Here is a 25950-nt window from a genome sequence, read left to right as displayed (position 1 = left end):
GATAACCCACCCTGATTTTGGCGCAGGCGTTGTGCTCGATGCCCCACGCGAAGGTTATCTCCGGGCGTTTTTCAGTAGCGGAGAACGGCGTGTTCCGCTGGAAAGTGTCCGGCGCGAGGTGTCGCGGACGGAGCGAATTTTGAGATCGGTCGAAGGTACGCCCGAGCGGGCGCGGGCTGTGAGAGCTGAATTCCGTCTTGGAAGCCCCTCGCGATCGGCCAAGCGCGCCGGTCGTCACCCACCGTCGGTAACGCCGAAAAACACTGTTCGACTTGCCATATTCGGCGGGCAAGTAAGGCGCGGATTGCGGTTGGCGCAAGGCGTGAGAACGGGAAGATGATGCGATGATGTATTCCCGGCCCAAATGGGTGGTTCTCAACCGCCACGTGCCGTTGCGCCCGTGACTCCCAGGTCCTTGAACAAGCGGTAAGGCGTGGCCACTTCAGCGATAGCCCAAAGGCACTCAAAAACCCGCCGCAGCTCGTCTCCGGGGGCATTTGCGTCAGTTCCGAAATGCCCCAACGACTCTTGCCTTGCACAGATGGCATCGAACAAGTGGTCCACTTCAGAGCGGTCTTCGCCGACGGCAGCGACATAGTTGAGGCAGCGCAGCGCGCGCGCGCCACTGGCGATGTCGTTGCGGGAGATTGCGCGCGAGCCTCCGGCATAAAGAAGGGTACGCAGCACTGGCCCGATTTCCGCTGTTTTCATGCCAAATGCCGTTTCCGCTTCGATTTGGCCCAGGATCTGTCCAAAATTGCTGGCGTAGTTGTCGAACTTGCCAAGATCGAAGGAGGCTCCCGCGTTGAAAGTGAGCGACTTTCGGATAAGCAGCTCAAACGCTGGCACCTGCCAACGGAACAAGGATCCATCATTGATGGCATCTTCAATGTACGAGAAATACTCCCTCGCCCGGGCGGAAGCCGGCACTCCTTGCTCCTCGATGACGCGGATTGCCAAAGTGAGCTGGATGGGATTGCATTGATACAAGTCGGCTTCCGGACAGCTGTTGATTGCGTGCGAACACTTCTGTGTCATTGCCTGGAGGATGTTGCCGCTGGAAGGTGATATCCTTTCAACCAGCAGCGCCGTCAGCGTACCAAGTAGAATCTGTGGCAGGGGGTATTCTGCTTCTGGCTGAAATAGCGGGAAGTGCCAGTTGCGAACGCTCTCCCACAACCCCGGCAACCATGCCCGTAGCTTGTCCTTATCAGTCATGTCGCTTCGCATAAAGACTAGATGCAATGATGCCCACCAGGGTTTGATGGTAATGACGTTCGAACGTGTCCAACTGACTGGCTCCTGAATGATCGTTTTTTTTCTGGATGCGGCGCGGTACAGCAATTTGGCCGTCGGGAAGCTGTTGCTGCAAAATCTGCCGCCAAGCGAAATCACGCATGGGCGACTGATCCACACAAATGCATTCGTAGCCGATGAGAAACTCCCCCATGAGGTCCCAGTCTCCTTCAATCAGGCAGGCTGCCGTAACATGATCGATATACGTTGAAAGCGATTTGTGATCCGGCAGCCGTGTGAAAAAGGCGCTGTTGCCGCCAAAATCCCCAAGGAAGAATATCAGATGACTGAGCGCATACAGTTCATGCGTCGACAGAAAATGAAGCGGCGGCCGCGAGCGGAGGATTGACCAACTGTAAAGTTCCTCAAAACTCGGGAGACCGTGCCGTATGCCGCAGCGATCCAGGAAATATGTTAGGCTGACAATGCTCCATGGTGTCTGATCGAGAACATGCAGCAGGTCCTGTCTCAGGATACGACTTGAAGCTTCGCGAAACCGGTCGCTGTTCAGTCCGTTGACTTCCAACGCGAGCGTTACCCCCAAAAGGAACCGCAGGCTGGAAGAAGGATCTTCGGTCGGAAACCTGATTTTGCCGACGGCAGCGTCGAACGCGTACAGGATTTCTTGGAAGTCTCCGGAACTAGCCAACTTGCCGCTACGCCCACAGGCCATCAACATCAACCCAACCTCCCCCAGGATCTTGTAACCGCTGACGCGTCTGGGGCTTTGTTGATGGCCGTTTGGCCGCTCGGCGATTTCAAGAAAGAGCTTGGCATTTGACGAAAACCAGCGCACGCATCCGGCCGAAAGCGACGTTACCGATGCCGTGAGGTTATCATCAGGCCCTAACATGTGAGATAGTGGTGCAGCTATTTCAAAACCCGGCGCATCAGGGACGACCTGCATTTCCAATCCCCAGCTTCAAGTAGCAGGTAGAGAACAAAAACCGGGCTATGTTTGGTCACCAGCCAAAACGAACCACGGACCGACCAATGATCCTGCAGAACCTCCCAAATCAGGACCCAAATCGTTCGGATTGAAGTCAGCGGGAAGCCTTTCTACCAGTCCATCGGCAAAGCTGTCCAAATCTACGATGCCTGCTTTGACTAAGGCAACCAGCACAGCGGTCTTCTTTTCGGCGTCGTTCATGGCTGTCTTCCTTGGAAACGGAATGTTCTCGCGCCCAGGGCACAAGAGCGTGTTGTGCAATGAGTGTTGACAGCGAGGAATTCGGTGATTACGCGGCGATCTTTCGGCCGCCGGATTTGCGCCTGGGCGAGTCGTGAGTTCAGTCTTTTGGTATCATGCATCGCCGCGCAACCATTCACCAATCCTGCTGGCTAAGCGATGTTACTCTTCTGTGCCTACATACACATACCACCGCCCAACGAGGGCACCGGTAGAGCTTCCCAAATCTGGGCCTAGATTGTCCATGTTAAAATCTGTCGGCAGTCTTTCGACAATGCCATCCGCTAGACTTTCCAAATCGACGATGCCAGACTTCACCAATGCAACAAGTACGGCTGTTTTCTTTTCGGAGTTGGTCATCACGCGCCCTCTATGGCGATCATTGTCGCAACTGAGTAAGCCTGCCCAACCAAGGTTTTATCACGGGAATCCCCGGAAGCAAGGGGCAATGCAATTGGCAAGTGTAGATTCTGCGATCTACGGCTCAAGTCCTTGAATGGGTGCAAACGTGCGGAGCCGCTGCCGAAACTCGGCTGGCGTCAGAACTTGTTCATTTGCGATCGGCAGGCCGCCTGTCATGGGCGTAACGGTGAGTATGCCGGTCAACTCGTCGCCCGCGTAAAGCCCAAGCGCCGTAAGCTGGTAGGCTGGCGCGGTCAACACCCGCACCGTAGGCTCGCCTTGAACATTTGCCTTAATCCACTCGAGGCCATCGCGAATGCGGCCGGCGATAACCGAGCCCGACACGGCCGTGATCTGCACCGCTGTGTTGTCACGTCCGGTGCCTGTGGCGTGGCGCACGTAACCGACAGCCGTCCCGTTGTTTGCGCGCGTCTCCACGATGGAAATGGTCTGACCTGTCGACTGTAACAAGGATTGCTCGCCACTCTCGCCTCCGAGACCTTCAGCGGCAACCCACTGCGGCGTGATCATCACTTCGGTCATGGAAGTTCCCAGGACCATTGTCGCTCCGGGTCCACCGAGGTTTGGGCCTTGCAGTTGCAGCAGCAAGGGCGCGGCTTCTTCAGCCACCTTTTTCCGCTCGTCATGCGTTATGTTGTCAAACTGTATCATCGGAAGGTGTCTCCTGTTGCTTGCGGAGGTCCGTCCAACAATCAAACCATTGGCCCCTGCCATACGCTGACTCAAGCTGAGAAAATGGTATGATCACCTCTCCCATATCGGGCCACGGATCGCTGACACGAACCATTTGCGATTGCATGCTGATCCCCCTGACGACCGTCACGTGCCCACCACCACCGAGCCAGGCGAAAGCAACTTCAACGGGACTGCCAAGACTGGTGATCTGATCGGCAAGCGTTGCAAAGTCTATTTTCTGACCTCGATGATTGGATTGAATGCCAAGTTTGCTGTAGAGCGGACTGACGTGTGCGGCTTTGATGGTTTTGTTGCAGGACGTATCAGCCCAGAAAAAATCGGAGCCGCTGTTGCCCGTCGCGCTGTTTTCTGTTGGCGCGCCGTTGCAGCACTGCTGACCTTGGAAGTGCGTCGAAACCAACTGACAGATTCCTGTGGAACTGTTCAGGAGAAACCGCGACACCATGACCGCGCACGTCGCCCAGCACCAGTTGGAAGCGGGTTGCTGGAGGTAGGGCACGTCGAGGATACTGTCAGCCGGCGTTCCGCTTCCGAGATCGACCTGGGGTAACTCGAATTCGATCGGCATCTGTACCATGCGCGCCTCGTTCGTTTTGACCGCCGGGCCGCGACGAACTGTAGCTGCAACTGCGCCTAGTTGGAACGGCGGCCGCCCTTCACGCCGAAAGATAGAAGGTTTGATGGACAGGTGTCAATCTGCCAACCCCGGCATGCAGGGCTGCGAAATCAGGTTAACGGACTTTTGCGGTTGATGATTGACTGATTCCAAGGGTTGCCCGACCGCAATCCAGTCTTAGGCCGGAGACGCCTCAAGGATGGAAATAGGCCCTTGGGTCTGAATCAGTTGTTCAAGTCGTAGCCCGGCGTCGTCGAACAGGCTGGCATACTGTGCCTCCGTCCTCTCCAGGCCGCCGGTGACGGCGAGCATGACCACGTCGATTTCTTTAATCAGGTCCGGTTCGTTACCCGGCGGCACGAGCGTCTCGGCCACGAGCACCCTCCCGTTCGGCGGCATAGCCTTTCGGCAATTTCGCAGGATCGCTGCAGCACGCCGATCGTCCCAATCGTGAACGACCTTCTTGATGACGTAGACGTCACCGCTGGGAACGCTCTCAAAGAAATCACCGGAGATAAATTCGGTCCGCGGCAGGTCGCCTCCGGCACCCTGATGTGCTGCCGCGATGCCCGAAGGCAAATCGAAAAGCACGCCGCTCAAATGGGGATTGCGCGCCAGGATCAGCGAGAGAAGTTGACCATGTCCGCCCCCAACATCGACGATCCGCGTGAACGGCCTGAAGTCATAAGCTTCGGCAACGGCCTCGTTGCTGCCTTGGCCCAAGGCGATCATGGCACGCTGAAACAAGGCAGCCTGTTCCGGGTGTTCCGACAGCCAGTCAAACCGTGAGCTCCCGAACACCTTGTTGAAGGCTGGCATTCCTGTGCGGACAGAATACAGAAGCTGCTCGAAGGCGAGATAAGCCTCGCTGTTGGTCATACGCACGAAGTCAGCGGGACCCGGCCGATCGGAGCGCAGCGCGGCGCCAACCTCCGTCAACTCGAAATGCCGGGGCAATACTTCCCTAAAGACCCCTTCAGCCGCGAGAAGTCGCATGACACGATAAAGCGCGTCAGCATCTGACCGAGTGGTAGCCGCCACGTCATCCACCGACTGCTCGCCGGTGGCCACGAAATCGGGGACGCTAAGTTCGATTATGACGCGCAGCGCCTGTGACACGGCGAACCCGAATCCTAGCCTCATAATCTGTTGCGACGGGCTGGGCATGGCTTTTTCCCCGAGTGTCAGCGCAAGTTTAGCAGAATGGAGCGAGCTCAACACTTCCCCAAATTGGAGGACCACCGAGGTGGCTGTCGAAAGCCTCGATTCGCTCAGACACTGTCACGGTAGGTCCCCTTTCCTACGTTCGCGATTGATCATCTTGGCAAAACGCTCCAAACCGGCAAGGTCGCATCACCGTTCCTCTGGCGGTTTGAGGTGCCGGAACTGCATAAGCAGCAGTAGATCGTATATGATTTTCAGGGCACCGCAGATCAGGAGGGGCCATGCTCGGAAAGAGGCAGCGAATAGAGCGCCGGCCAGCGCTGGACTGGCTGCGGCGGCCAGGCTTCGCGGGACAGACGTGAAGCTCGCGGCCGCCGCCCGCTCTGCCTCTGTAACGACGGCCATGACGTAAGACGATCGCGTCGGGACGTCCATCTGCGAAAGCGCGGCGCGGATCAGCAACAGAACCAGCGTCAGAGGGAGCGTTGGTGCAAGCGCCGCCAGCATCAGGGCGATGCTGGACGGAATGTGTGTGAACACCATTGTGTTGATGAGTCCGATGTGCCGGGACAGCCAAGCTGCAACGGGAAATGAGAACGCCGAAAGTACGCCAGACCAAAAGAAGAAAAATCCAGCTTCCGCGAGCGACAGGTCGAATTTTTCGAAAAGCCATAGGGCAAGCAGCGACTGGACGACAAAGCCGCCGGCGAAAGCATCGAGGCTAAAGAGGGCCGCAAGCTTGAAAACAAAATTGCGCGAGGGGCCGAGCGCGGACGCGATGCCGGACCCCGGCGTTGGACCGCGTTGCGGGATCCGCGCGTAGAGAAAGCCGCCGAGCAGACCCAGCAACGCGTAGAGCACGAACATCGCCTTGATGCCGGTGAGTTGGTCGAGGCCGGCTGGAGCCAGAAGATCAGGGGTCGCCGAAGCGAGCGCGCCCACCGCGGCTGCGAGCGCACCCACAAGGCTGTAACGCGCGAACATCTTGGTCCGCGCGGCATCAGTGACTTCGCGTGTGAGCACGGCATGCTCCAAGGGCACGAAGACGCTGACGCTGCCTGCCGACGGGTTGATGGTGCCGGCGAACGCGATGACTAAAAGCAGCGCGTACTCGTGGACCACCGCAAAGGCCACGCCCGTGGCGACCATCAGACTGGCGGCGGCAAGCAGGAGTTGGCGGTGATCGTATCGGGCGCCAAGGATCCCGACGCCTATAGTCAAGAGCGCCGAACCGAGAAGCGACGCGGTTGCGATGACGCCGACCTGCAGAGGCGCGAAGCCTAATGCGAGGAGATAGACCGGCAACAGAATGGCCACGAAGCCGTCGCCGATATCACGCAGAGCTCGGGCCGCAAAAAGGAAAGTCGCGTGGATCCGCTGCACTGATCTAGCTGCCCTCATCACCTGCGTCGGCGTCACCGGCCTCGGCAGACACGTCGCGCGCTGCACGTGAGTCCAACGTGCGGCGGCAGAAATTGTTCAACCAAATTTCAAGTCACTGAGAGGGAAGAAAGGGCTCTGCCCTCTCTCCCCCACAAGCAGAAAACCGGCCTTCCCCATGCTTCGGCCTTCGGCCTGCAGCACCGTCGGCGTCCGCGCTGCGGACACCGGACGGGCCCTACGGGTGGGTGATCCCCTTCCGGTTTTCAGCTTGTCCCCCGTTCTCCCGGTCCTCGCCGGACGGGCAGGGGCAGGACGGGGCCTGCCCTGCCTTCCGGAAGGCTCCGTCCACTCGGGATTGCAGCGTTGGAAGAAAAAGTCGTGCAGATGGCCGTGTCCACGGTTCTGAACGCGATCTATGAACAGGACTTCCTCGGCTTCTCATACGGGTTCCGGCAAGGCCAGCACGACGCGCTGGACGCCTTGTGGGTTGGGATCGACAAGCGGAAAATCAACTGGATACTGGATGCGGATATTCGCTCGTTTTACGATGAAATCGATCACGAGTGGATGCTTCGTTTCCTGGGACATCGAGTAGGTGACCGCCGGCTGATACGCCTGATCCACAAATGGCTGAAAGCGGGCACGATTGAGGACGGCCGCCGCGTCGCATCAACGCGAGGAACTCCTCAAGGCTCTGTAATTAGCCCCGTGCTATCGAATATCTACCTGCATTACGCATTGGATTTATGGGTCCAGCAATGGCGCACTCGAAATGCTAAAGGCGACGTGATCATTGTCCGTTATGCCGACGACAGCGTGATCGGGTTCCAGTACGAAGGAGAGGCGCAGCGCTTCCTGCAAGAACTGCGGGAGCGCTTCGCCCAGTTTGGCTTGCAACTGCACCCGGAAAAGACGCGGCTGATACGCTTTGGGCGGTATGCTGTGCAACAATGCCGGGAACGTGGTATCCGCAAGCCAGAGACCTTCGACTTTCTGGGATTCACGCATTGCTGCGGCAGGCGGCGCAATGATGGAGGCTTCAAGATTGTCCGTCTGACGATCAAGAAGCGCATGCGCACGACGCTGGCGGCCGTTCGAGAAACGCTAATGCGACGACGCCATGAACCGGTGGCAGTAGTAGGTCGGTGGCTACGGCAAGTGTTACAGGGGTACTTGAACTACCATGCGGTGCCAGACAATCTAAGACGGTTGGGAGGGTTCCGCTGGGAAGTTGGTCGAGCTTGGCGACACGCATTGATGCGTCGAAGCCAGCGACACCGCATGCCTTGGGATCGTTTCCAAAGGCTGCTTCGCAAATACCTGCCACCGTGCCGCCTGATGCATCCGCATCCAGATGCTCGGCTTACCGTTACAACATCCGATAGGAGCCGTATGCGGTAGTGCCGCACGTACGGATCTGGCCGGGGGGCGATGGGCAACCATCGTCCCTACCGGGACCTGATCCACATGTAAGGGATCCGAATATCCTGAACACCATCTACGCGCTCGCGATAAAGCACCGAATGGATGAGGTCGGCTCGGCGATCGATCCCGACGATGAGGAGAACCCTGCCGAGAAAACCCCAGTTCTCCGCAAGCTGAAGAAGAAGGCGGAATCGTCGGCTTTGGCAGCCCTTCAGGCGCATCCGACGTGATTGGGAAGCGGTTATACCGAGGCGGCACCCGGAAAGGCGACCAAGATGCAAAAAAGCCGGGGTTAACCCGACCAGGCCATCAAGGCCATCTTCCGGATCCGCGCCCTGGCGTCGGGAAAGCGGCGAGAACTTTCCTGCGACTGGGAGGCCGACAGATGATAATGTCGGGGTCGGGCGGCGTATTTGACCGAGAGGACAGGCGCCGCCCGCAGGGGGGGGCCATGCCGATCGCCGCCGTGTCCAGCCGGATGCTCGCCGTAACAGAGGAAATGCGCGCGGTCATGGACTTCGCGCAACGGGTGCTCGAAGGAGATGGCCAGAATCTGCAGGGGTCAGGCGCGCCCAGACTTTAGCCATCGTGAGATCGCTCTTCCCGGTATTCTGGCGCGCGCTCTGTCGACCATGCCTGATGTCAGCCTCGAGCAATTGACGGAGCGCGAGCGCGACGTGGCGCTGCTGGTAGACGTGGATGCTCCGATAAGGATATCGCGCGCGTTCTGAATATCGGGTTTGCAACCGTCCGGACCCACCTTGAAAACTGCCTGACTAAGCTTCAATGTTCAAACCGAGCAGAAATGGCAGCCCTCGTATCTAGATTATCGCACTAAGAAAGCGTCATTGTCCGGCCCCTCTCGCCATCCCGTCATTGCGCGCAACGGCTGATCGACGAGCCCGACATCCTGCATCGCGCCTATCTGGCGCAGTAGGAGGCGGATTCGGCCATGGCGATCTCCTTGAGGCTGAGCTCGTCACGCTCCTTGCCTGGCCGACCAATTGTCGGGAGTTGCTTCGCGACTAGCCTTCCTTCCGCTGCCCATGCAAAAGGGCAAGGGCAATATCGAAGAAGTCATCGAGTGGCTCCCGGGCGGCCACGATCTTCATTCGAATGACCGCCCCTTCCCAGGCATTGATCAGAAATCGGGCGGTTTTTCTCGCATCTATGCTCGACGGCACCTCGCCGAGTTCCTGGCCTTCCTTCAGGGCCTCTTCGAGCAAGCCGGTCCATCGGCTGAGGGATTCGGCGAGCGCTTGCCTGACGAGCGGGGCTTCGTCGGTGGATTCGGCGGCGAGATTTCCGATCAGACATCCGCGAGCGTATCCGAACCGGTCATAGCGATCCGCCATGAAGCTAAAGTGTTGCTTGATGCGCTCTAGCGGGCGGAGCGATTTATCCGCGAGGATCTCTCGGCCTGAGCCGGCAGAATAGATCTTGAGAACCTCGAGCGCGAGGAGCTCCTTGGCCTTGAAATAATTGTAGAAGGATCCTTTCGGGACGCCTGCGCGTTCGACGACGTCGTTCACACTGGAGCCGTTGTAGCCGAACTCGTGGAACTGCTCGAGTGCGGCATCGACGATCTTTTGCCGTGTCCTGGAGACCATTGGAATCCTTTCTTCGATCGCGAGCGTGGGCACACTTACATGTGCCCACGCCGACGTTGTCGGTGTCCCTTACGCCGCCTGGTTCAGGTCTGCAACCAAGTCATTGAACTGGTTGACGAAGCCGTGTTCCTGCGGGCCGGGATTGTTGCGGAGCCCTGTGGCGGCTTCGACCAGGACCTCGGTCGACGCGGTCTCGAGCGCAGTCATCGTCTGGGCGATGAAGTCGTCGAGCGGCATCGCGCGTTCCTCCTCGCGGCTGTTCAGGAGGTCTGTTCGGACCCACGGTGGGGCGATTTCCAGCACTTCGACTGAAGTGTTGCGCAGCTTGTATCGCTGCGACATGGCATAAGAATGTACGGCTGCTTTGGTTGCCGAATAGACGGCGGTGCCGGCTAACGGCACGAAGGCGAGAACCGAGGACACGTAGGCGATGGTGGCATTAGGCTGCTTTTTCAGGTGGTCAATGAACGCCGAGGTGACCCGGATCGGCGCCAACAGGTTCGTGGAAACCGTGGACACCAGCACCTCATCGTCGATCTCGCGTTCGGCTGCGTCCAACTGCATGATGCCGGCATTGTTGATGACGACGTTGAGCGAAGGATATCGCTTGATCAGGTTTTCGATTGTTTCCTTCACAATCTGAGGATCGTTCACATCAAGCGAGACCGCATCCATGCCGGCATTGGCGTCAAGGGTTTCCTGCAGGTTCTGCTTCCGGCGGCCGGAGATGATGACCTTGTTGCCGCGTTTGTGCAGCGCCTCAGCAAGGCCGCGGCCGATGCCGGAGCCGCCACCCGTGATGAAGATCGTGTTGCCTGTGAGTTTCATTTCCAGTCTCCTTTGATTTTAGGATTGAACAGCTTGTTTGCGGCCCGCTTCACGTGTTGTGGTTACGAGAAGGCTGAGGGCCACGGCTTCGAACAGCGCGCCAATCCAACCGAGATCGGCCACCGAGCCACTTGAAATCACGACAGAACCCACGGTCGCGCCTACCGCAAATCCTGCGTACATAAACGATGTGTTGAGGGACACGACGATGGGAGCCACCGGATGGCCGCCGACTTCGATCAGACGCGCGATCTGCGAGGGATAGAAGCCCCATGCCGTCAGGCCCCAGACAATGACCGAAATGACGACCGGCGCGACAGCCTCGCCGGGCGTCAAGAAATAGGCACTTGCGGAAAGCGTCAGGAACGCCATCGCAAGAAGGGTGAGCGCCGGGACCATGACTGTGTTCGCGCCGACACGGTCATTGAGCGCGCCGCCGCCGAAGACACCTGCCGCGGCCGAAAGCCCCCAGATGGAGACGATGGCGCTGATGCCGTTGCTGGAAGCGCCAATGGTCGACGTCAGATAGGGCGCGATGTAGGTCCAGGCCGTGTAAGCGCCTGCAGCCCAAATGAAGGTGACGAGCAAGGCGGCGAGAACCTGCGGATTGCCCACGACGGCGACCCGTTCCTTGAACGACGCCACCTTCATCTGGTCACCGACGCCCTTCTGCAGGCCGAAGACAAGGCCGGTGACGGCGATCAGTGACAAAATGCCAACGCCGAGGAACGTCATGCGCCAACCGAAGGCGTCGCCGATCAGCGAGCCCAGGGGAAGGCCGAGTGCGATGGCGAGTGTGATACCGCCATTGACGACCGAGAGCGCCCTGCCCCGCCTCTCTGGAGACACGATCGCACTCGCCAGCGCGTTGGCGTTCGGCGCATAGAGGCCCGCCGAGAGAGCAAGCAGGATGCGGGCCACCATGATGCCCCAGTAATCGCGTGACGCGAAGGCTGCTAGATTGGCGGCGGCGAAGGCGAGCATTGACCAGATGAGCAGCTTGCGGCGGTTTATGGCGCCGGTGAGTGTCGTGAGGACAGGAGAGCTGATGGCGAGGGTGAGCGTGAAGATGGTGACGAGCGATCCCACTGCCGCGATCGGGACCGAGAGGTCGGCCGACATACGCGGCAGGAGGGGAACGATCATGAAGCCTTCGGTTCCGATAGCGAAGGTTCCGAGAGCCAGGAAATAGATCGGCTTGAAGGAGCCGGAGTCTGCTGACGGCGACATGATTTCATTCCTTCAGATCGAAAGCATCCAATATGACCAGTCGTCTTATATATGACCGGTCGTATTATTTTGTCAATTGGGTTTTGCAAGCGCGGGCTTCAGAGAGTTGTGAAGCGCGCTTCGTCCTTGGTCAGGCCTGTTCGGGCCATTCCCTGCTGCGGAGCGAAAAGCGGCGGGTTCAAGACTCGTTGGAATCAGGAGCACGAGCCGCGACTTACCGCTGGCAACATCGTACGCATCTAAGTGGTTGAGTTCAAAGTCGTTTCGGCGTTGAGCATTGCCTTTCGACGACGATCCGACCGGAGGACGAGCAAGGAGCGAAACGAGCCTAAAGCCCGCTGCCGGGTCGTCATCACCAGCCCCGAGTCCCGGACATGTTGACACGACCCGGCCCCGCGACGCGTCTCTAAAGAGCGTTCAACCTCGGAATGAGACCGATCGATACCCGCCATCCAGCCACCGCGTAATCTCGTCAGCGTAAGCCTCCGGTGCATCCTCCCAAATCAGGTGCCCACCGTCGAGTTCGACGTAGTGGTTGCGAGGAAGAAGTTGAGCGATGAATTTTCCATTTTCTGGCGGGACGATCGGATCGTTTCGACCGACAATGATAAGAACCGGCGTTTCTATTCCGGCCAGCATTTGCCCAAGGCGCGGCAAATCGCGCCGATAGGCGCGGACAAAATTGACGGCGTCTTCAAAACGCCGGCCTGCGGATGCCAGCCGGTAGTCCTTCAGCACGGGGACGGGAATTTCCCGCAACGCCGATTGCCTCACAAAATCCGCACCGAGAGCGCCGCCGTCGATGTCGGACAATGCCCCGACCGGCGAGGCAATCAGCTCTTTCAACTGACCGGCCGCGAGGTCCACGTTCGTCGCGCCGCCGCCAACGACAAGGCTTTCGAACAGGCCGGGCTGCTTTGCCGCGGCGAAGAGAAGCGTCGGCGTCCCAATATCCGGACCCACCGCATGCATGCGCGTGATGCCGAAATGTGCGGCCGCATTGATAACGAAGTCGGCCATTGCTTCCGGCGACAACACGTCGCTGCGGCTTTCGGAGTGTCCGAAGCCGGGAAGATCAAGCGCCAGTATCGGGTGCTCACGACCGACCGCCGACTGGAGATCGCGGAAGGCATAGAGGCTTTCGGGCCAGGGGCTGGTGAGTAGGACCGGAACACCCTCCTTCGGCCCTGAGTGGGCAAACCGGATGCGCAGACCCTCAATCGTGTCGATCTCGACAGACCCTATTTCGGGGAGTTGATCATTCATGTGATGTCCTTGCGGGATGTTTGAACGGGGAAAAGGCGCGGTGCTGGAAGGGGTGCCGCTGCGCCGCTTTTCACTTGTGGTCGATCGGGAACATCGGATTGCCGTTGACGGCTTCGGTCGCCGGTACTTCTTCCTGCATCACGTCCCAATGTTCGGCGACTTTGCCGTTGGCGACGCGGAAGACGTCGATTGCCACCATGGGCTTGGCGCCCCACCCGACATATCGCCCGTGCACGGCAACATAGTCTCCGTCGGCCATCACCAGGCCGGGCTGATAGGCAAAATTTTCCGACAATTGCCCCAAGAGCCCCTTGATCGCCTCGATTCCATTGGGGATTTGCGGATTGTGTTGCCGATAATCCGGGCTGAACAATTCGTCGAGCACGGCGGGGTTGCGATTGACAAAGACGCCGGTGATGGCTTTCAGCACCAGAGCTTTATTGGCTGCGGCGATATCGGATGTTGTCATGGCAATTTCCTCCCGAAATGGACGCTGATTTGCATAATCCGAGCTGCATGCTATCTGGGAACTGAGTGTTACCTTTATAGATACAGCTCGGTCCCTTTATAGGAACAGATCTGTATCTATGTCAACAACCGGTGGCGGGAATGAATGGAACAGCAAGGCGGGGTGCGCCGCGACGTGATGAGCCCTCGGCACGTGAACGGCTGGTCGCGACCGCAACCGAGCTTTTCTATCAGGATGGAATACGCGCCATCGGAATCGATGCCGTGCTTGCGAAGTCCGGGGTGGCGAAATCGACCCTCTATCGCACCTTCGCATCGAAAGACGAGCTGATCGCTGCGGTCGCAGCCGAGCAGAACCAGCGGTTTTGGCAGTGGTGGGATGATGTTGCGCAGCAGAACGCGGGTTCGCCTCGGCAGTTGGTCGAGGCTTTGTTCGCCGGCCTCGTCGAACAGATTGCGCGTCCGACCTTCCGCGGATGCCCCTTCATCAACATGGCAACCGAGTTGCCCGACCGTGCCCATCCCGCTACCGTAATCGCCTGCGGCAACAAGCAGGCAGTACGCCAACGGCTTCGGGAGTTAAGCGCGGCGATGGGAGCTCGCCACCCGGAACGCCTCGGCAATCAACTCGCGCTTCTAATGGATGGCGCCTACGGTCAAGCCATGACGCTCGGCACGTCCGATTTGCGGGAGGAACTTCTGAGCGCCGTCGCGCAACTGATCGACGGAAAAGGATCGCAACCGTGATACTTCTCCGCCGAGTTTGCTGCAGCGCGCTATGCCTCAGGCGTCTTCGAGAACTTTTTCGTAGGGCTTGAAGTCGGTGTAGCCGCGGTAGTCCCCACCCCAGAAGCTGTCGCGGTCGTACTTGTTGAGAGGCAGGTCGTTCTTCAGGCGATACGGCAGGTCCGGGTTGGCCGAGAAGTGGCGCCCAAAAGCGACCAGATCGACTGTGCCGTTCTCGACGATCGCTTCGGCACCTTCGCGGTCGAAGCCTCCCGCGGCGATGATGCGGCCCTTGTACGACTTGCGGATCTGGGCCGCTGCGACCGGCGGCTTGCCTTCGACCGGAGCCTCACTGCCGACGATGCGCGGCTCGATGATGTGGAGGTAGGCAAGATCGAATTTGTTAAGCTGGTCGGCGGCGTAGCCGAACGTCGCTTCGGGATTGCTATCGGACATTGATCCGTAGGTGCCGCTGGGTCCCAGACGGACGCCGACGCGATTCTTGCCCCAGACCGAAGCTGCCGCCTCGGTGATTTCAAGCAACAAGCGCGCTCGGTTCTCGACCGTACCGCCATAGGCATCTGTACGCTTGTTGGAACCGTCCTGCAGGAACTGGTCGAGAAGGTAGCCATTCGCGCCGTGAACCTCGACCCCGTCGAATCCGGCTCGCTTGGCGCGCTCGGCGCCACGGCGGAAGTCCTCGACGATTCCCGGAATCTCGCTCGTCTCGAGCGCACGCGCCGGAGAGACCGGGACCCAGCCGTCCTTCGTAAAGACGATCTGATCGAACGGGAGGGCCGACGGTGCGACCGGCTGTTGCCTGTTGGTCATGTCGACATGGCTCTGGCGACCGACATGCCATAGTTGCAGGAAAATCTTGCCCCCCTTCGCATGGACGGCGTTGGTGACTTTCTTCCAGCCAGCGATCTGGGCGTCGTCATAAATGCCCGGAGCGCCTAGATAACCGCGACCCAGTATGGACACTGGCGTCGCCTCTGCAATCTGAAGACCGCCGTCGGAAGCGCGCTGGCCATAGTGCGTGGCCATCAGATCGCCGGGTATGTCACCAGGCTGTTCGGATCTGAGGCGGGTCAACGGGGCCTGCACGACGCGGTGCTTCAGGGTAAACGAGCCGAAGTCGATCGGCGTATACAGCTTGGACATTTCACTCTCCATCGGTTTCGATGGACTGAATTTATGTATTCCCAGCGCTCACAGAATGAGGCTAGTGTGCGTAACACAATGGACAAAAATGTCTTTAAAGGGTTCTTCGATGGACAGTCTTAGTTCTTTGGCAGTCTTTGTTCAGGCGGCGGAATCGCGCAGCTTCACGGCTACCGGAAAGCAACTGGGCGTTTCAGCCTCTGCCGTCGGCAAGGCCATATCGAGGCTCGAGGATCGACTGAAGGTCCGGCTCTTCAACCGCAGCACCAGAAGCATTGCATTGACCGCGGAGGGCACGCTCTTCCTCGACCGTTGCAAGAAAATCTTCGAAGAAGTGCAGGCTGCAGAACTGGAGCTCGCCCGAACCTCCTCAGCACCGCGGGGTAAGCTGAAAATCAGTCTGCCACTGATCGATATGCTGCTGATGCCGACGATCACAAGGTTTGCAAAGGCGTATCCTGAGATCGAGCTTGAACTCGATTACAGCGACCGGCTTGTCGACGTCATCGAAGAGGGGTTCGATGCCGTCGTCCGGACTGGCGATGCGAGTGATTCACGGCTGAAGACGAAGACCATTGGCACCTTCTCGCACAAGATCGTGGGCTCCCCAGGGTATTTCAAGCAGCATTCCATTCCCCAGGCGCCAGCCGATCTGCTCGTGCATGTCTGTCTGCATCACCGCTTCCCATCGACCGGAAAGTACGAGCCATGGCCGCTCAACGACGACGGCGCTCCTATCGAGATCGAGCTGCCGAGGCCGTATGTCGCCAGCACGTTGCAACCGCTTATCGGCTTTGCCGAAGGAGGACTTGGGCTGTGCTGCGTTCCGCTGTTCACTGTGCAGCGGCAGCTTGAGAGCGGAAGCCTGGTCGCCGTGCTCGATCCCTATCTGCGAAACAGTCGGCCGCTACGTATCCTCTGGCCAGCGACACGGCATGCGTCCCCGAAGGTGGAGGCATTCGTGAACTTCATGGCCAAGCATTTGTTTGCTGCCGGCAGCTGACGAAAGGGTTTCGTGGCCGCTGAACTGACGTTCCCCATGGTTGGAAACCTCCAGACGTCCTCTAGGAAACGCCAAACTATCCGGTGCCCCGCACCGCGCGCCTGATCGATTGAGGCGGCTGCCCGTAGATGCGGATGAAGGCCCGCCTCATGTTTTCCGCGTCGCCAAAACCAACGGCCTCCGCAATGCCTTCGACAGATTCGTCGGTCGTCTCAATCCGACCGCGAGCCAGATCCGCACGGAGCCGCTCGACCACGCGGGCGGGCGTTGTGCCGGTCTGTGCTCGGAATACACGGCTGAACTGCCGCAGGCTCATGCCCGCCGCCTCCGCCAAACGGTCAACCGTGAGCGCTTCGGCAATGTGATCGCGGGCATAACCAATCGCAGCGGCGAGCCGATCGTTCCTTGGAGCCAAATCGACGGAAGCTGCGAATTGCGATTGGCCGCCATGGCGACGATGGTAGACGACAAGATGTTGCGCTACGCCTTTGGCAACCGCAAAACCATGGTCCTCCTCGATCAGCGCCAAAGCAAGATCGATGCCGGCTGTGATACCGGCCGAGGTCCACACGTTGCCGTCGCGGCAGAAGATGCGATCTGCCTCGACATGGATCAACGCGTAGTCCCGTTGGAGGCGCGCTGCGTATTGCCAGTGCGTCGTCGCTCGACGCCCATTCAGCAGTCCTGCGGCCGCCAGCGTAAACGCGCCGGTGCAAACGCTTGCAACGCGCCGGCTTCGCTTCGAAGCCGCCACGATGCCGCTTAGCGTGTCTGCGGAAGGGAGCTGATCAATCGGTCCGCCGATGACGACGAGTGTATCGAGCTCGATGTCGTCGAGCGATACGGCAGGCGTCGCCATGCCGAGGCTGTTTGCCACGTCACCCGCTTCCAAGGCAAGGACCTGGATCCGATAGGCGGAGATTCCAAGTTGGCGATTTACCGCTTCAAACGCCCCTGCCGGACCGGCAAGGTCGAGCATTTGAAACCCCGAAGAAACATAGAAACCGATTCTGTGCATGGCTGAAAGATAGGGAACTATGGCCTTTCGGTCAAACGCTGTCAGCTATAGTTTGCGATCAGGAGAACGCATCATGTCAGAACCAATCAGTGTAGTAATGCCGGTCTACGACGGGGTGACCCAACTCGATTTCACCGGCCCCCACCAATTTCTTTCGCGGACGCCCGACCTGAATATTCGGGTGGCCTCGCTTGGCGGACAATCGATCACGGCGGACGGCCTGACATTCGCGAATCTGGAGGACTTGACCGCCATCAAGTCGTGCGACGTACTATTGGTACCCGGCGGTAGTGGCTGTATCGCTGCCATTGAAAACGATCTCTACCTCGAACAGATCGTCCGGCTCGGAGCGACTGCGCGTTATCTGACCTCGGTCTGCTCGGGTTCGCTTATTCTAGGCGCCGCCGGGCTTCTTCACGGCCGCCGTGCAGCCTGCCACTGGGCGTGGCAGGAACTGCTTCCAATCTTCGGCGCGATCGTTGACGAGAGCCGCATCGTGAGGGACGGCAACATCCTGTCTGGAGGCGGCGTCACGGCCGGCATCGATTTCGTTTTGGCCCTCATTGCCGAACTGCGCGGGAAGCGCGTGGCGGAAATGGTGCAACTAGGCTTGGAATATGCCCCTCAACCGCCCTTCAATTCCGGCCGCCCGGACACAGCGCCAGCAGAAATATTGGAGGCGGTGAATGCACGCACGGCGGCCAACCGAGCTGAACGGCGCGCTCGACTTGATGCCTGGGCCGGCTCGCGTCGCGTCAGCCGTCACGCCTGAGATCCCAGGTTCGCGTGAACGCCGGCGCAGTGATCATTGCCGAAACGCGAGTTGCCGTGAGGTCGATGTCGTACCTGTTTGAACGAAATCATGTGCACACGGACCACCGGTGCCGCAACTTCTACTCTGGGGGAAAACTATGAACCGACCACACATGATAGGCTGCGCCTGCGGTTGCTTCTTGAGGTCTCCGACTGAACTGGGTTCTGGGCCAGGCGCGCCATCGACGTCAAGCGGGTTCACGCTCCCTCGGGAGATAGCCGGTGTGCGCGTGCCGGATACCGCGCTTGCCAAGACGGTGACCACGCTTGTGCGGGAGGCGAGCCGGCCCGGCCTGTTCAACCACGTGGTTCGAAGCTACGTCTTCGGAACAAAGGCCGGCGAAGTGATGGGTTTGAAGTTCGACGCGGAGCAGCTGTTTGTGGCTGCCATAATGCACGACCTGGGGTTGACTGAGCCCTACTTGGCAGACGCGCGCTTCGAACTCGACAGTGCCGACGCGGCAGCGAAAATCCTTCGGGATAACCAGTATCCCGAGAGTAAGATTGACCTTGTTTGGCAAGCCATCGCCCTGCATTCAACTCGGGAAATTCCGGAACGCATGGACCCGATCATCGCCCTCGTTCACCTCGGAGCATTCATGGATGGAGGCTTCAAAGCTGAACTGCTGACGCGGAAAGACCTCGGCGAGTTGTTGGAAGCACTGCCACGCCTGGACAGCCAAGGTGGCTTCATTGAATCACTCGCCGATGTACTGCGCAAGAAACCGCATACGGCATACCTCGCCTTCGAGAGGGACATTGCCGAACGGACGAACCCAAATTTCAGGGCGTGAAATTCTCGACGCAAGGACTCAGTGCTTGAGGATCTGACTGAGGAAAAGCTTCGTCCGACCATGCTGCGGGTTAGTGAAAAATGACTCCGGATTCCCCTCCTCTGCGATCTGACCGGAATTCATGAAGATCACCCGGTCGGCAACTGTGCGGGCGAACCCCATCTCGTGGGTGACGCAGACCATTGTCATGCCGTCCCGGGCAAGGCTGGTCATGGTGTCGAGAACCGCCGAAACCATCTCCGGATCAAGCGCCGAGGTCGGCTCGTCGAAAAGCATGACTGCCGGCTCCATGCAAAGACTATGGGCAATCGCCACGCGCTGCTGCTGGCCGCCGGATAGCTGGATTGGGTATTTTTGTCGGCCTGCTCCGGAATGCGGACACGCTCCAGAAACCGCAGCGCGGTCTTCTTGGCCTCGGCAACTGGCACACCTCTTGATCCACATAAGCCCGACCATGCAGTTCATCAGCACCGTCTTGTGCGGAAACAGGTTGAAGTGCTGGAACGCCATGCCGACATTCTTGCGCACCTCGGCGACATTGCGCATCCTGTCGTGCAGCGTGATGCCGTTGACGATGATCTCCCCCTGCTGGTGCGCTTCAAGCCGGTTGAAGCAGCGGATGAGGGTCGACTTTCCGGAACCGGAAGGGCCGCAGACGACGATGCGCTCCCCTTTCTTCACCGTCAGGTTGATGTCCTTCAGCCGCCTTCCAGACGATCGCCTTGTCGTGCTTCCGGCAGTTTCGGCTCAATGAGGACGTCCTTCTGCGTCGCAGTACGCCCGAAACACTGCATTAGGCGCGAGTGGCGCTCCCGGCGATTGCGCTCGGCATTCGCTCTATTCAAGCCGAGCCTGTCGGGCGAAGGAACCTCGGCGGTTGAACGGCGAAATGCGCTGGCTGGCCGGCGTGCTCGGTGATGCCCGAAATATCGACGTGCTGCTCGCGAAGGCGAAGGACGCCGACCTGCGGTTCAAGTTGAAGGACGCCCGCCAGGGGCGTTCGACGATGCGATCGGGGCGCTGAATTCGTCCTTGCTGGGGCGCTCGCGCTCGACCTCAACGAATGGCCTCAATGCGGCGACTACCTCAAACGACCGAATGTGCGCAGCGCGATAAACACGCGTCAAGATCGCATTGGTCGCGTATGTCGCAGCCAGTCCCGTTATCGTGAACCACCGTCTACTACTACAGGCAGCCAGATTGTCATACCAGGCTCCAAGTCCTGATCGCCGGCTAGCGGATCGAGCCGCACCCAGAAGGTGTTGAGATCGTGATCGCCGACCGCTCTGGCGGCCCGCCAGGTGGCGAACTCGCCGAGCGGCCTAAGTTCGCTGATGCGGGCTCCGATGCTGCGTCCGTCGTTGGCACGCAGCGTGACGGTCTTGCCTACGGCCATGTCCCCAAGAGCGTCCTCCCGCAGCGTGAACGCGATCCATCGCTCGCCGTCAGGCTCGATCGTCAACACCGGCTTGCCCGGTGAAAGAGCCTCGCCCAGCTCTGCCACCTGGATCAGGACGGTAGCATCAACGGGCGCCTTCAACATTGTCTTGTCCAGCGCGATCTGGGCCTCGTCCACGGCCGCTTGCGCGGCTGCCACTTTGGCGTCGGCGAGCGCCAGTTCCTCCTTCGTCGGCCCGGCGCTTGCTGCCGCCAGTTGCGCGCGCTTCAGGTCGAGATCGGCTTGTGCCTTGCCGAGCTGAGCCGTGGTGTCGTCGACTAATTGCCGGCTGCCGGAGCCCTTGGCAGCCAGCGCAGCGGCACGGGTATTCTGTTGCTGCGCGAGCAGCAGGTTTGCCTCGGCGGTCTTCACCGACTGTTCGGCGATGGCGACTTCTTCCATGCGGACGCCGACATAGACATGATCCCGGTCCGCCTTGGCACTGGCGGCGGCGGCCTTCGCCTGCCCGAGCGCTGCGGCCAGTTCCGGGCTGTCCAGGGTCGCGAGGAGATCGCCTTTCCTGATACGCTGGCCCGAATGGACGGCAACATTCAAGAGCCGTCCACCAACTTCCGGCGCGATGCGGATTTCCGTGCGCTGGACCATGCCTGGGACAACGTCGCCCGCGTTGCTTGTGACACCGGATAAGGTCGCGGCACCCCCACCCGTTGCCATCACGACGACAGACAGCGCTAGGGAAAGTGTCCTGGTCCGTGATGTAAGAAAGTCGACCGCGCTAGTCGTCATCGTTCCCTCCCCGAAAGCCTGACCACCACGCCGACGTGATAGCGAGTGCCGCGTATACGATTGCCAACGTCCACAGCCTCTGCCAGTTGCTCCACACATCCGTCAGCGAGGCTCCCATCTGATTGACGCGCACCAGGCCGTCGATAGCTGCGGTGCTTGGCAACACCTGGCTTGCAATTCTGATTGCGTTGGGCATCGCCTCGAGTGGCCAGGCGACGCCTACCTGGAAAAACAAGGGCAGGCTAATCGCGATAAAGAGCAGCACCGCCGTCTCGCGGCGCTCGAACCACGAGCCGACGAATTGTCCGAGGAAACTCACCGACAGGATGAAGGGAATGGCAAGCACCAGCATGTCCAGGAATCGCCCGTTGGTCGAGAATCCGTAAACGTGCGGCAGGATGATCAGGTAAAGCGCAAAGCCGGGTAGAACTAGCAGCAGATGCGCGAGTGCCTGGCCGAGCACCGCGATCGGTCGGCCGCGGCTGTGCCGCGCCTGATGTCCGCCTCGCTCGAAGGCAACGCCGCCGAGCGTGGCCGAGCCCATCAGCAACGTCTGTTGCAAGATGAGAATAAAGGCCGCCGGCACAACATAGCTGGCATAGCCGCCAGTCGGATTGAAGAGCGGTTGATTGAGGATTTCGACAGGTGAACTTCTAATGAGCGCCGCCCGGCGCAGACTGCCGTCAGAACGCGCACTGCCGGCCGCAAGATCTGCAGTAACGGTCGCCGCCGCCTCCGTAATGCCCTGAAGGGTCCTGTTATAGAGCAGGAAATAGGTGGAATCGACATAGATCGGCAGTCGAGCGCTTGCCCCCTTCAGCACCTCGCGTTCTGTCCCTGCCGGAATGCCGACGATACCGAACACTTCCCGCCGGGCGAGCGCTGTCTGCGCCGCTTCAAGCGTGCTCGGACGGGCGGACACCTGCGTTGCTTCGTCGGTGTCGAGCATTTGTATAAAAGTCCGGCTGAGATTGGAAAAATCGTCATCGACCACCGCGACCGGGATCTTGCGGACGAGCTGCCCCAGGTAAGGCTGGGGATAGAGCAGGCCGTAGATGATGGGGGCGAGCACGATGAGGCCGAAGACGGCGCTGTCGGCGAGCACGCGTTTGTATTCAGCGGAAAATGCCCCGACGATCCCCGGTGGTGCTGCCGCCAGCGGAGCCGCCTGCTTTGCCGCTTTGGCAGGGCTGCGGGCGATGACGGTCAGTCTCAGCCAGGACAGACTGAAGCAGGCGACGGCGAGCACCGCGAGCGCCATGAAAGGCCTTACCGAATCATGAGTGGGCACGCCGCGGGCGGCCTGGTCGAACAGGATCTGGATATACCAGCGCAGCGGCAGCATATCCCCCCAGAGACGCGCAAACCCGCCCATCGCCAGAACCGGAAAGCCGACGCCGGCAAACCCGAATGAGGGCGAGCAGATCACGCCGGTCAGCGACAGCCCGAGCGGCAGGTTCCTCACCAGAAGCTGCAGCAGCGCTCCGAGCGACAGATAGGCGATGACCAGCAGGATGGCGGAGGCGCCCATCAAAATGGCATCGCCCCGGAAGGGAATCTGGTTGAGCCCGTGGATGATACCGAGGCCGACGACCATCAGCAAAATGAACACCCCGAAGTAGGGAGCAAGCTTGCCGACCAACGCTGTGAGCGGGCTGCCGCCGGCGGCGGCAAGCCATTCGCGCATGCTGCGCGAACCGAACTCGGAGCCGACCGCGTAACCTCCGGCAACCGCGGTAAGAACATGGAGCACCGTGGGCAGTATCGCTCTCAGCAGGAACTGGACGTAATTGAGGGCGGGATTGGTCAGCACATATTGTTCGGTCACCAGCGAGCCCGGCGCAAACCCGGTGCTCCTGCCGGGCGGTTTGGGTAAGGTCGCGGCCGCAGCCGCGATCGACGACTGCAGCCCGCCGGAGGCGATATTGCCGGGCGAGAAATACTGCTTGTTGTAGAAGATCACGATCTGCGGGCGCTTGGCAGCAAGGATGTCACGTTCGAAGTCTTGCGGGATGTAGACAGCAGCAATTGCAGCGCCCGAGCGGATCGAATGCATCGCGCCGTCGAGATCAGACGAACGGCGCGCCACGGCGACGGATGGAGCCGCGTCGATGGTCTGGATGAAACGCAGCGACGTGTCGGTACGATCCAAGTCGACGACATCGACGCGCAGATTGCGAACGACCGCATTGCTGAAGGTCGCCGTCAGGATCAAAAAGGCAATCAGCGGGATCGCCAGCACAAGCAACAGCGCCACCCGGTCGCGCCAGATCCAGGTCACCTCGCGGGTGGCGACGCAGAGCAGGCCGGGTGAAACGGGCGACGGCATCAACGCCCTCCGCTCCATTGCAGATAGGCGCTCATGCCGGGGCGAAGCTCCGGGATCTTCACGGTCGGATAGGCGCGCACCTCAAAGGTTCGAAGGTCGAAGTCGCCGGTCGCGCGGGTCGCGCGCCAGCCGGAATATTCGCCGCGCGTCGCGATTGTCCTGACCTCGATCGGAACCACCCGGTCGCCGAGCGCCGGAATGCGAACCTCGAGCTTGTCGCCGACCTTCAGGCCTTTGACGAGGTCTTCCCGGAGATCGAAGCTCAACCAGACATCGCTGAGGTCGACTAGGGAGAGGAGCGGTACGCCTGGCGAGACGTATTCGCCGAGCTCGGCGCCGATTTGATAGACTTGGCCTCCAACCGGCGCCCTTACGGTCATTTCGTTGACCTGGGTGTTCAGCGTCGTCACAGCCGCCGCCGCCTTGTCAACATTGGCCTGGGCAATGCCGCGCTCCTCCTTGGTGTAGCCGGTGACAGCTTCGTCATAGGCGAGCTTTGCCTGCTCGAGACTGCGTCTGGCGACGTCGAGCGACGCGGTCGCCTCGTTGAGCGTCTGGATGGCCGCTATGCCCTTGGTGGTCAGTTCGTTGGTGCGATTATAGGTCTGCTGCGCCAGCGCCAGATTGGCCTCGGCCGAGGCGATCGCCGCCTTGCGCTGCGCGACCACCTCCTCGCGGACTCCAGCATCGATGCGGGCGAGATCGGCGACGGCGACCGCCTTTTGTGCTTCCGCCTCTTTCAGCTTGCTGAAGATCTGCGGGTTGTCGATCGTCACCAGTACCTGGCCGGCCGCAACATTGTCGCCCCGCGCCACCGGACGCTGGCCGACGCGTCCGTCGACGCGGGCTGCGATGTCGATGCGCGTCGCGTCCGACTCGCCTTGAACAAGCAGCGGTTGCGGCTGGACGAGATACCATAAAGAAAGGCCGACGATCATCGCAACTGTCAGGATGACGATGAGCGCCGCGGCTCGGGAGGTGCGAGGGCCAGGCGCGCCGCCGCCTGTGGCAAGCCGGGAGCCTCCAGGTGCTTCCTCGATGACATCAGATCCATCATTGGGAGACTGCAACAGCTCACTCATCGCAACGCCCTCCGCGATACGCAACGCGTCCTGTCCATAGCATTTTTCCCTCGGCCAGCCGATCTCAATTCAGCAGGTCGTGGTAGCCCCAGATCGCCCTTCCCACGCTGCCTGTCAGATCGCCGAAATATGAGCACAATACGCTCCCATGTCTGGATCAACCGCGCCACGACGTCTCGCGCTCGCGCCGCCACATCGACGGGCTTTGGCCAAAGGCCTGCCTGAACAGCTTGCACAGATGTGCCTGATCAGAAAACCCCACGCTCAACGCAATCTCGCTCAACGAAACTGAACTGGTCAGCATCAGATGACAGGCTTCCTCAAGGCGCCGCCTTACGATGTAAGCATGCGGCGGCTCTCCGAACGCTTGTTTGAACGAGCGTGAGAAGTGCGACGTGCTTCGCCGCGCGACGGCACTCAAATCACTTGCGTGAATGGTCCGATGCAGGTTTCTGTCAATGTAGGATCGGACACGCGCCATTTGCCAACCCGCCAATCCACCCGTTCCGGAGCCCTCGCCGCGTGAACGGCGCTCGATCTCCGACTGGAGTATGGACGACGCAGTGGCCAAGGAGGTCCTTGCCGCCTCCTGGTCATGCTCGATCTCGGTTTTGGCCGCTTCAAGGAGCAATACCAGGCTGTTTGCCAGGGGGCCGAACTCGAGATCGATTGGAGATGAAACGTCTGCAATCTCGCCATACGGGCTTTCCATATCGAACCTCAACAAATATTTCGTACCAGCCGACGAACTTGGTGTGCCGGCTCTCAACGAAAGCCGTCTTGAGGTGCAATTTGATGATTTGGGATGCCGCGATCTATTGCACTCAGGTGGTGCGAGATGGCACCTTGGTATAGCTTGCCTAAACTTTGGATTACACGCGGAAGGGCTGTCGATCGAAAGCCTGTGTAACCGCCATTGCTCGTGCGGCTTGTCCTCAGCAGTGTTGCAGCTCCTCGGGTACGAGTTGCAGTTTTTCGGCCATTGGCCGAGCGCGAGAAGCGAATGGGCGTTCATCTTTTGCATCAGACGGCTGCGGTGTACCTTCACCGTCGCTTCAGCGATGCCGATATCCCCTGAGCATCCTGCCGCGCAGCGGGGAATTCGCGCCCAGACATAAGCCAAAGTTTACAGGCATTGGTATTGCTCCGGCACTACTTTTGGGCGCAGGCTAACCCTATTCGCATCCGGGTGCGCCGGTGTCGTCGGCGCGCTCGCGTCGCAGTTTGTGCGCACTTCCGGAG

Annotated in this window: 29 protein-coding genes and 1 pseudogene; 9 read left to right on the top strand and 21 right to left on the bottom strand. The window is 59.9% G+C overall.

All coding sequences use genetic code 11. The features are described 5' to 3' along the window. Positions 1 to 375: 375 nt before the first annotated feature. The 8 genes from PMI09_RS03860 to PMI09_RS03830 all read right to left on the bottom strand — a co-directional run bounded on the left by PMI09_RS03860 (position 376) and on the right by PMI09_RS03830 (position 6785). Positions 376 to 1218, bottom strand: a complete 843-nt coding sequence (locus PMI09_RS03860; RefSeq protein ID WP_037081838.1) for a hypothetical protein — start codon at positions 1216 to 1218, stop codon at positions 376 to 378. Continuing rightward, a complete protein-coding gene (locus PMI09_RS03855) occupies positions 1211 to 2203 on the bottom strand; it encodes a DUF6895 family protein (RefSeq protein ID WP_007789071.1) in 993 nt (330 codons plus the stop codon). Before PMI09_RS03855 ends, PMI09_RS03860 begins: the two co-directional genes overlap by 8 nt. Positions 2204 to 2248: 45 nt before the next feature. Further along, positions 2249 to 2446: a hypothetical protein gene (locus PMI09_RS03850; protein ID WP_007789069.1), complete on the bottom strand. Its 198-nt coding sequence runs from the start codon at positions 2444 to 2446 to the stop codon at positions 2249 to 2251. 201 nt (positions 2447 to 2647) lie between these two features. Further along, positions 2648 to 2845, bottom strand: a complete 198-nt coding sequence (locus PMI09_RS30005) for a hypothetical protein (protein ID WP_007789067.1) — start codon at positions 2843 to 2845, stop codon at positions 2648 to 2650. Between the two features lie 117 nt (positions 2846 to 2962). Next, positions 2963 to 3559, bottom strand: a complete 597-nt coding sequence (locus PMI09_RS03845; protein ID WP_007789066.1) for a hypothetical protein — start codon at positions 3557 to 3559, stop codon at positions 2963 to 2965. Beyond that, positions 3546 to 4181, bottom strand: coding sequence for a papain-like cysteine protease family protein (locus PMI09_RS03840; RefSeq protein ID WP_007789064.1), 636 nt, complete (start codon positions 4179 to 4181; stop codon positions 3546 to 3548). Before PMI09_RS03840 ends, PMI09_RS03845 begins: the two co-directional genes overlap by 14 nt. 216 nt (positions 4182 to 4397) lie before the next feature. Next, positions 4398 to 5387 (bottom strand): methyltransferase, encoded by a 990-nt coding sequence (locus PMI09_RS03835; protein WP_007789062.1) that lies wholly within the window; start codon positions 5385 to 5387, stop codon positions 4398 to 4400. Between the two features lie 186 nt (positions 5388 to 5573). Continuing rightward, positions 5574 to 6785 (bottom strand): MFS transporter, encoded by a 1212-nt coding sequence (locus PMI09_RS03830; RefSeq protein ID WP_037081848.1) that lies wholly within the window; start codon positions 6783 to 6785, stop codon positions 5574 to 5576. Positions 6786 to 7130: 345 nt separating this feature from the next. On the opposite strand from PMI09_RS03830, the gene PMI09_RS03825 reads away from it, so the two are divergent. The 4 genes from PMI09_RS03825 (at position 7131) to PMI09_RS32600 (ending at position 9030) form a co-directional block, all read left to right on the top strand. Next, positions 7131 to 8168 (top strand): reverse transcriptase domain-containing protein, encoded by a 1038-nt coding sequence (locus PMI09_RS03825; protein ID WP_244423717.1) that lies wholly within the window; start codon positions 7131 to 7133, stop codon positions 8166 to 8168. Next, complete coding sequence (locus tag PMI09_RS30000; RefSeq protein ID WP_007789057.1) at positions 8168 to 8422, top strand: hypothetical protein; 255 nt, start codon at positions 8168 to 8170, stop codon at positions 8420 to 8422. Before PMI09_RS03825 ends, PMI09_RS30000 begins: the two co-directional genes overlap by 1 nt. A gap of 312 nt (positions 8423 to 8734) precedes the next feature. After that, positions 8735 to 8923: a hypothetical protein gene (locus PMI09_RS32010; RefSeq protein WP_244423716.1), complete on the top strand. Its 189-nt coding sequence runs from the start codon at positions 8735 to 8737 to the stop codon at positions 8921 to 8923. Then, a complete protein-coding gene (locus PMI09_RS32600; RefSeq protein WP_081499017.1) occupies positions 8848 to 9030 on the top strand; it encodes a LuxR C-terminal-related transcriptional regulator in 183 nt (60 codons plus the stop codon). The genes PMI09_RS32010 and PMI09_RS32600 overlap by 76 nt, the downstream gene beginning before the upstream one ends. A 187-nt stretch (positions 9031 to 9217) precedes the next feature. Here PMI09_RS32600 and PMI09_RS03815 read toward each other — a convergent pair whose 3' ends face one another. The 5 genes from PMI09_RS03815 to PMI09_RS03795 form a co-directional block, all read right to left on the bottom strand. Further along, positions 9218 to 9802, bottom strand: coding sequence for a TetR/AcrR family transcriptional regulator (locus PMI09_RS03815; protein ID WP_007789054.1), 585 nt, complete (start codon positions 9800 to 9802; stop codon positions 9218 to 9220). 69 nt (positions 9803 to 9871) lie between these two features. Next, positions 9872 to 10630 carry an SDR family oxidoreductase gene (locus PMI09_RS03810; RefSeq protein WP_007789052.1) on the bottom strand — a complete coding sequence of 253 codons (759 nt, stop codon included), beginning with the start codon at positions 10628 to 10630 and terminating at the stop codon, positions 9872 to 9874. An 18-nt stretch (positions 10631 to 10648) separates the two neighbouring features. Further along, the gene (locus PMI09_RS03805; protein ID WP_007789050.1) at positions 10649 to 11860 is read right to left on the bottom strand and encodes an MFS transporter; all 1212 of its coding nucleotides are present in this window, start codon (positions 11858 to 11860) and stop codon (positions 10649 to 10651) included. A 417-nt stretch (positions 11861 to 12277) separates the two neighbouring features. After that, a complete protein-coding gene (locus PMI09_RS03800) occupies positions 12278 to 13126 on the bottom strand; it encodes an alpha/beta fold hydrolase (RefSeq protein WP_007789048.1) in 849 nt (282 codons plus the stop codon). A 70-nt stretch (positions 13127 to 13196) separates the two neighbouring features. After that, positions 13197 to 13595: a nuclear transport factor 2 family protein gene (locus PMI09_RS03795; RefSeq protein ID WP_007789045.1), complete on the bottom strand. Its 399-nt coding sequence runs from the start codon at positions 13593 to 13595 to the stop codon at positions 13197 to 13199. Between the two features lie 140 nt (positions 13596 to 13735). Between PMI09_RS03795 and PMI09_RS03790 the strand changes: the two genes are divergently transcribed. Then, positions 13736 to 14341: a TetR/AcrR family transcriptional regulator gene (locus tag PMI09_RS03790; protein WP_007789042.1), complete on the top strand. Its 606-nt coding sequence runs from the start codon at positions 13736 to 13738 to the stop codon at positions 14339 to 14341. A 36-nt stretch (positions 14342 to 14377) separates the two neighbouring features. On the opposite strand, the gene PMI09_RS03785 is transcribed toward PMI09_RS03790, so the two are convergent. After that, the gene (locus PMI09_RS03785; RefSeq protein WP_007789040.1) at positions 14378 to 15484 is read right to left on the bottom strand and encodes an alkene reductase; all 1107 of its coding nucleotides are present in this window, start codon (positions 15482 to 15484) and stop codon (positions 14378 to 14380) included. Between the two features lie 109 nt (positions 15485 to 15593). Between PMI09_RS03785 and PMI09_RS03780 the strand changes: the two genes are divergently transcribed. Next, on the top strand, positions 15594 to 16487 hold the full coding sequence (locus tag PMI09_RS03780) for a LysR family transcriptional regulator (RefSeq protein WP_007789037.1): 894 nt from the start codon (positions 15594 to 15596) through the stop codon (positions 16485 to 16487). Between the two features lie 76 nt (positions 16488 to 16563). Here PMI09_RS03780 and PMI09_RS03775 read toward each other — a convergent pair whose 3' ends face one another. After that, positions 16564 to 17505 (bottom strand): GlxA family transcriptional regulator, encoded by a 942-nt coding sequence (locus PMI09_RS03775; protein WP_007789036.1) that lies wholly within the window; start codon positions 17503 to 17505, stop codon positions 16564 to 16566. 73 nt (positions 17506 to 17578) lie between these two features. On the opposite strand from PMI09_RS03775, the gene PMI09_RS03770 reads away from it, so the two are divergent. Continuing rightward, positions 17579 to 18277 (top strand): DJ-1/PfpI family protein, encoded by a 699-nt coding sequence (locus tag PMI09_RS03770; protein WP_007789035.1) that lies wholly within the window; start codon positions 17579 to 17581, stop codon positions 18275 to 18277. Positions 18278 to 18542: 265 nt separating this feature from the next. Next, positions 18543 to 19112, top strand: a complete 570-nt coding sequence (locus PMI09_RS03765; RefSeq protein ID WP_007789033.1) for an HD domain-containing protein — start codon at positions 18543 to 18545, stop codon at positions 19110 to 19112. 18 nt (positions 19113 to 19130) lie between these two features. On the opposite strand, the gene PMI09_RS03760 is transcribed toward PMI09_RS03765, so the two are convergent. Continuing rightward, positions 19131 to 19793: an amino acid ABC transporter ATP-binding protein gene (locus tag PMI09_RS03760; protein ID WP_007789031.1), complete on the bottom strand. Its 663-nt coding sequence runs from the start codon at positions 19791 to 19793 to the stop codon at positions 19131 to 19133. Between the two features lie 196 nt (positions 19794 to 19989). Between PMI09_RS03760 and PMI09_RS32000 the strand changes: the two genes are divergently transcribed. Next, positions 19990 to 20136, top strand: a complete 147-nt coding sequence (locus PMI09_RS32000; RefSeq protein ID WP_244423714.1) for a CHAD domain-containing protein — start codon at positions 19990 to 19992, stop codon at positions 20134 to 20136. Between the two features lie 138 nt (positions 20137 to 20274). On the opposite strand, the gene PMI09_RS03755 is transcribed toward PMI09_RS32000, so the two are convergent. The 5 genes and pseudogenes from PMI09_RS03755 to PMI09_RS32765 all read right to left on the bottom strand — a co-directional run. Next, complete coding sequence (locus PMI09_RS03755) at positions 20275 to 21297, bottom strand: HlyD family secretion protein (RefSeq protein ID WP_007789029.1); 1023 nt, start codon at positions 21295 to 21297, stop codon at positions 20275 to 20277. Next, the gene (locus PMI09_RS03750; RefSeq protein ID WP_007789028.1) at positions 21287 to 23626 is read right to left on the bottom strand and encodes an ABC transporter permease; all 2340 of its coding nucleotides are present in this window, start codon (positions 23624 to 23626) and stop codon (positions 21287 to 21289) included. The genes PMI09_RS03755 and PMI09_RS03750 overlap by 11 nt, the downstream gene beginning before the upstream one ends. Beyond that, positions 23626 to 24708, bottom strand: coding sequence for an HlyD family secretion protein (locus tag PMI09_RS03745; protein WP_007789026.1), 1083 nt, complete (start codon positions 24706 to 24708; stop codon positions 23626 to 23628). Before PMI09_RS03745 ends, PMI09_RS03750 begins: the two co-directional genes overlap by 1 nt. 157 nt (positions 24709 to 24865) lie before the next feature. Continuing rightward, a complete protein-coding gene (locus tag PMI09_RS31995; protein ID WP_007789024.1) occupies positions 24866 to 25420 on the bottom strand; it encodes a helix-turn-helix domain-containing protein in 555 nt (184 codons plus the stop codon). A 291-nt stretch (positions 25421 to 25711) separates the two neighbouring features. Beyond that, positions 25712 to 25831: pseudogene (locus PMI09_RS32765) on the bottom strand (LuxR C-terminal-related transcriptional regulator); the annotation flags it as partial. Positions 25832 to 25950: the final 119 nt, after the last annotated feature.

The organism is Rhizobium sp. CF122 (assembly GCF_000282035.1).
Lineage (GTDB): Bacteria > Pseudomonadota > Alphaproteobacteria > Rhizobiales > Rhizobiaceae > Rhizobium.
The sequence above is the reverse complement of the archived record's forward strand: the minus strand, read 5'-3'. Positions and strand labels throughout refer to the sequence as shown.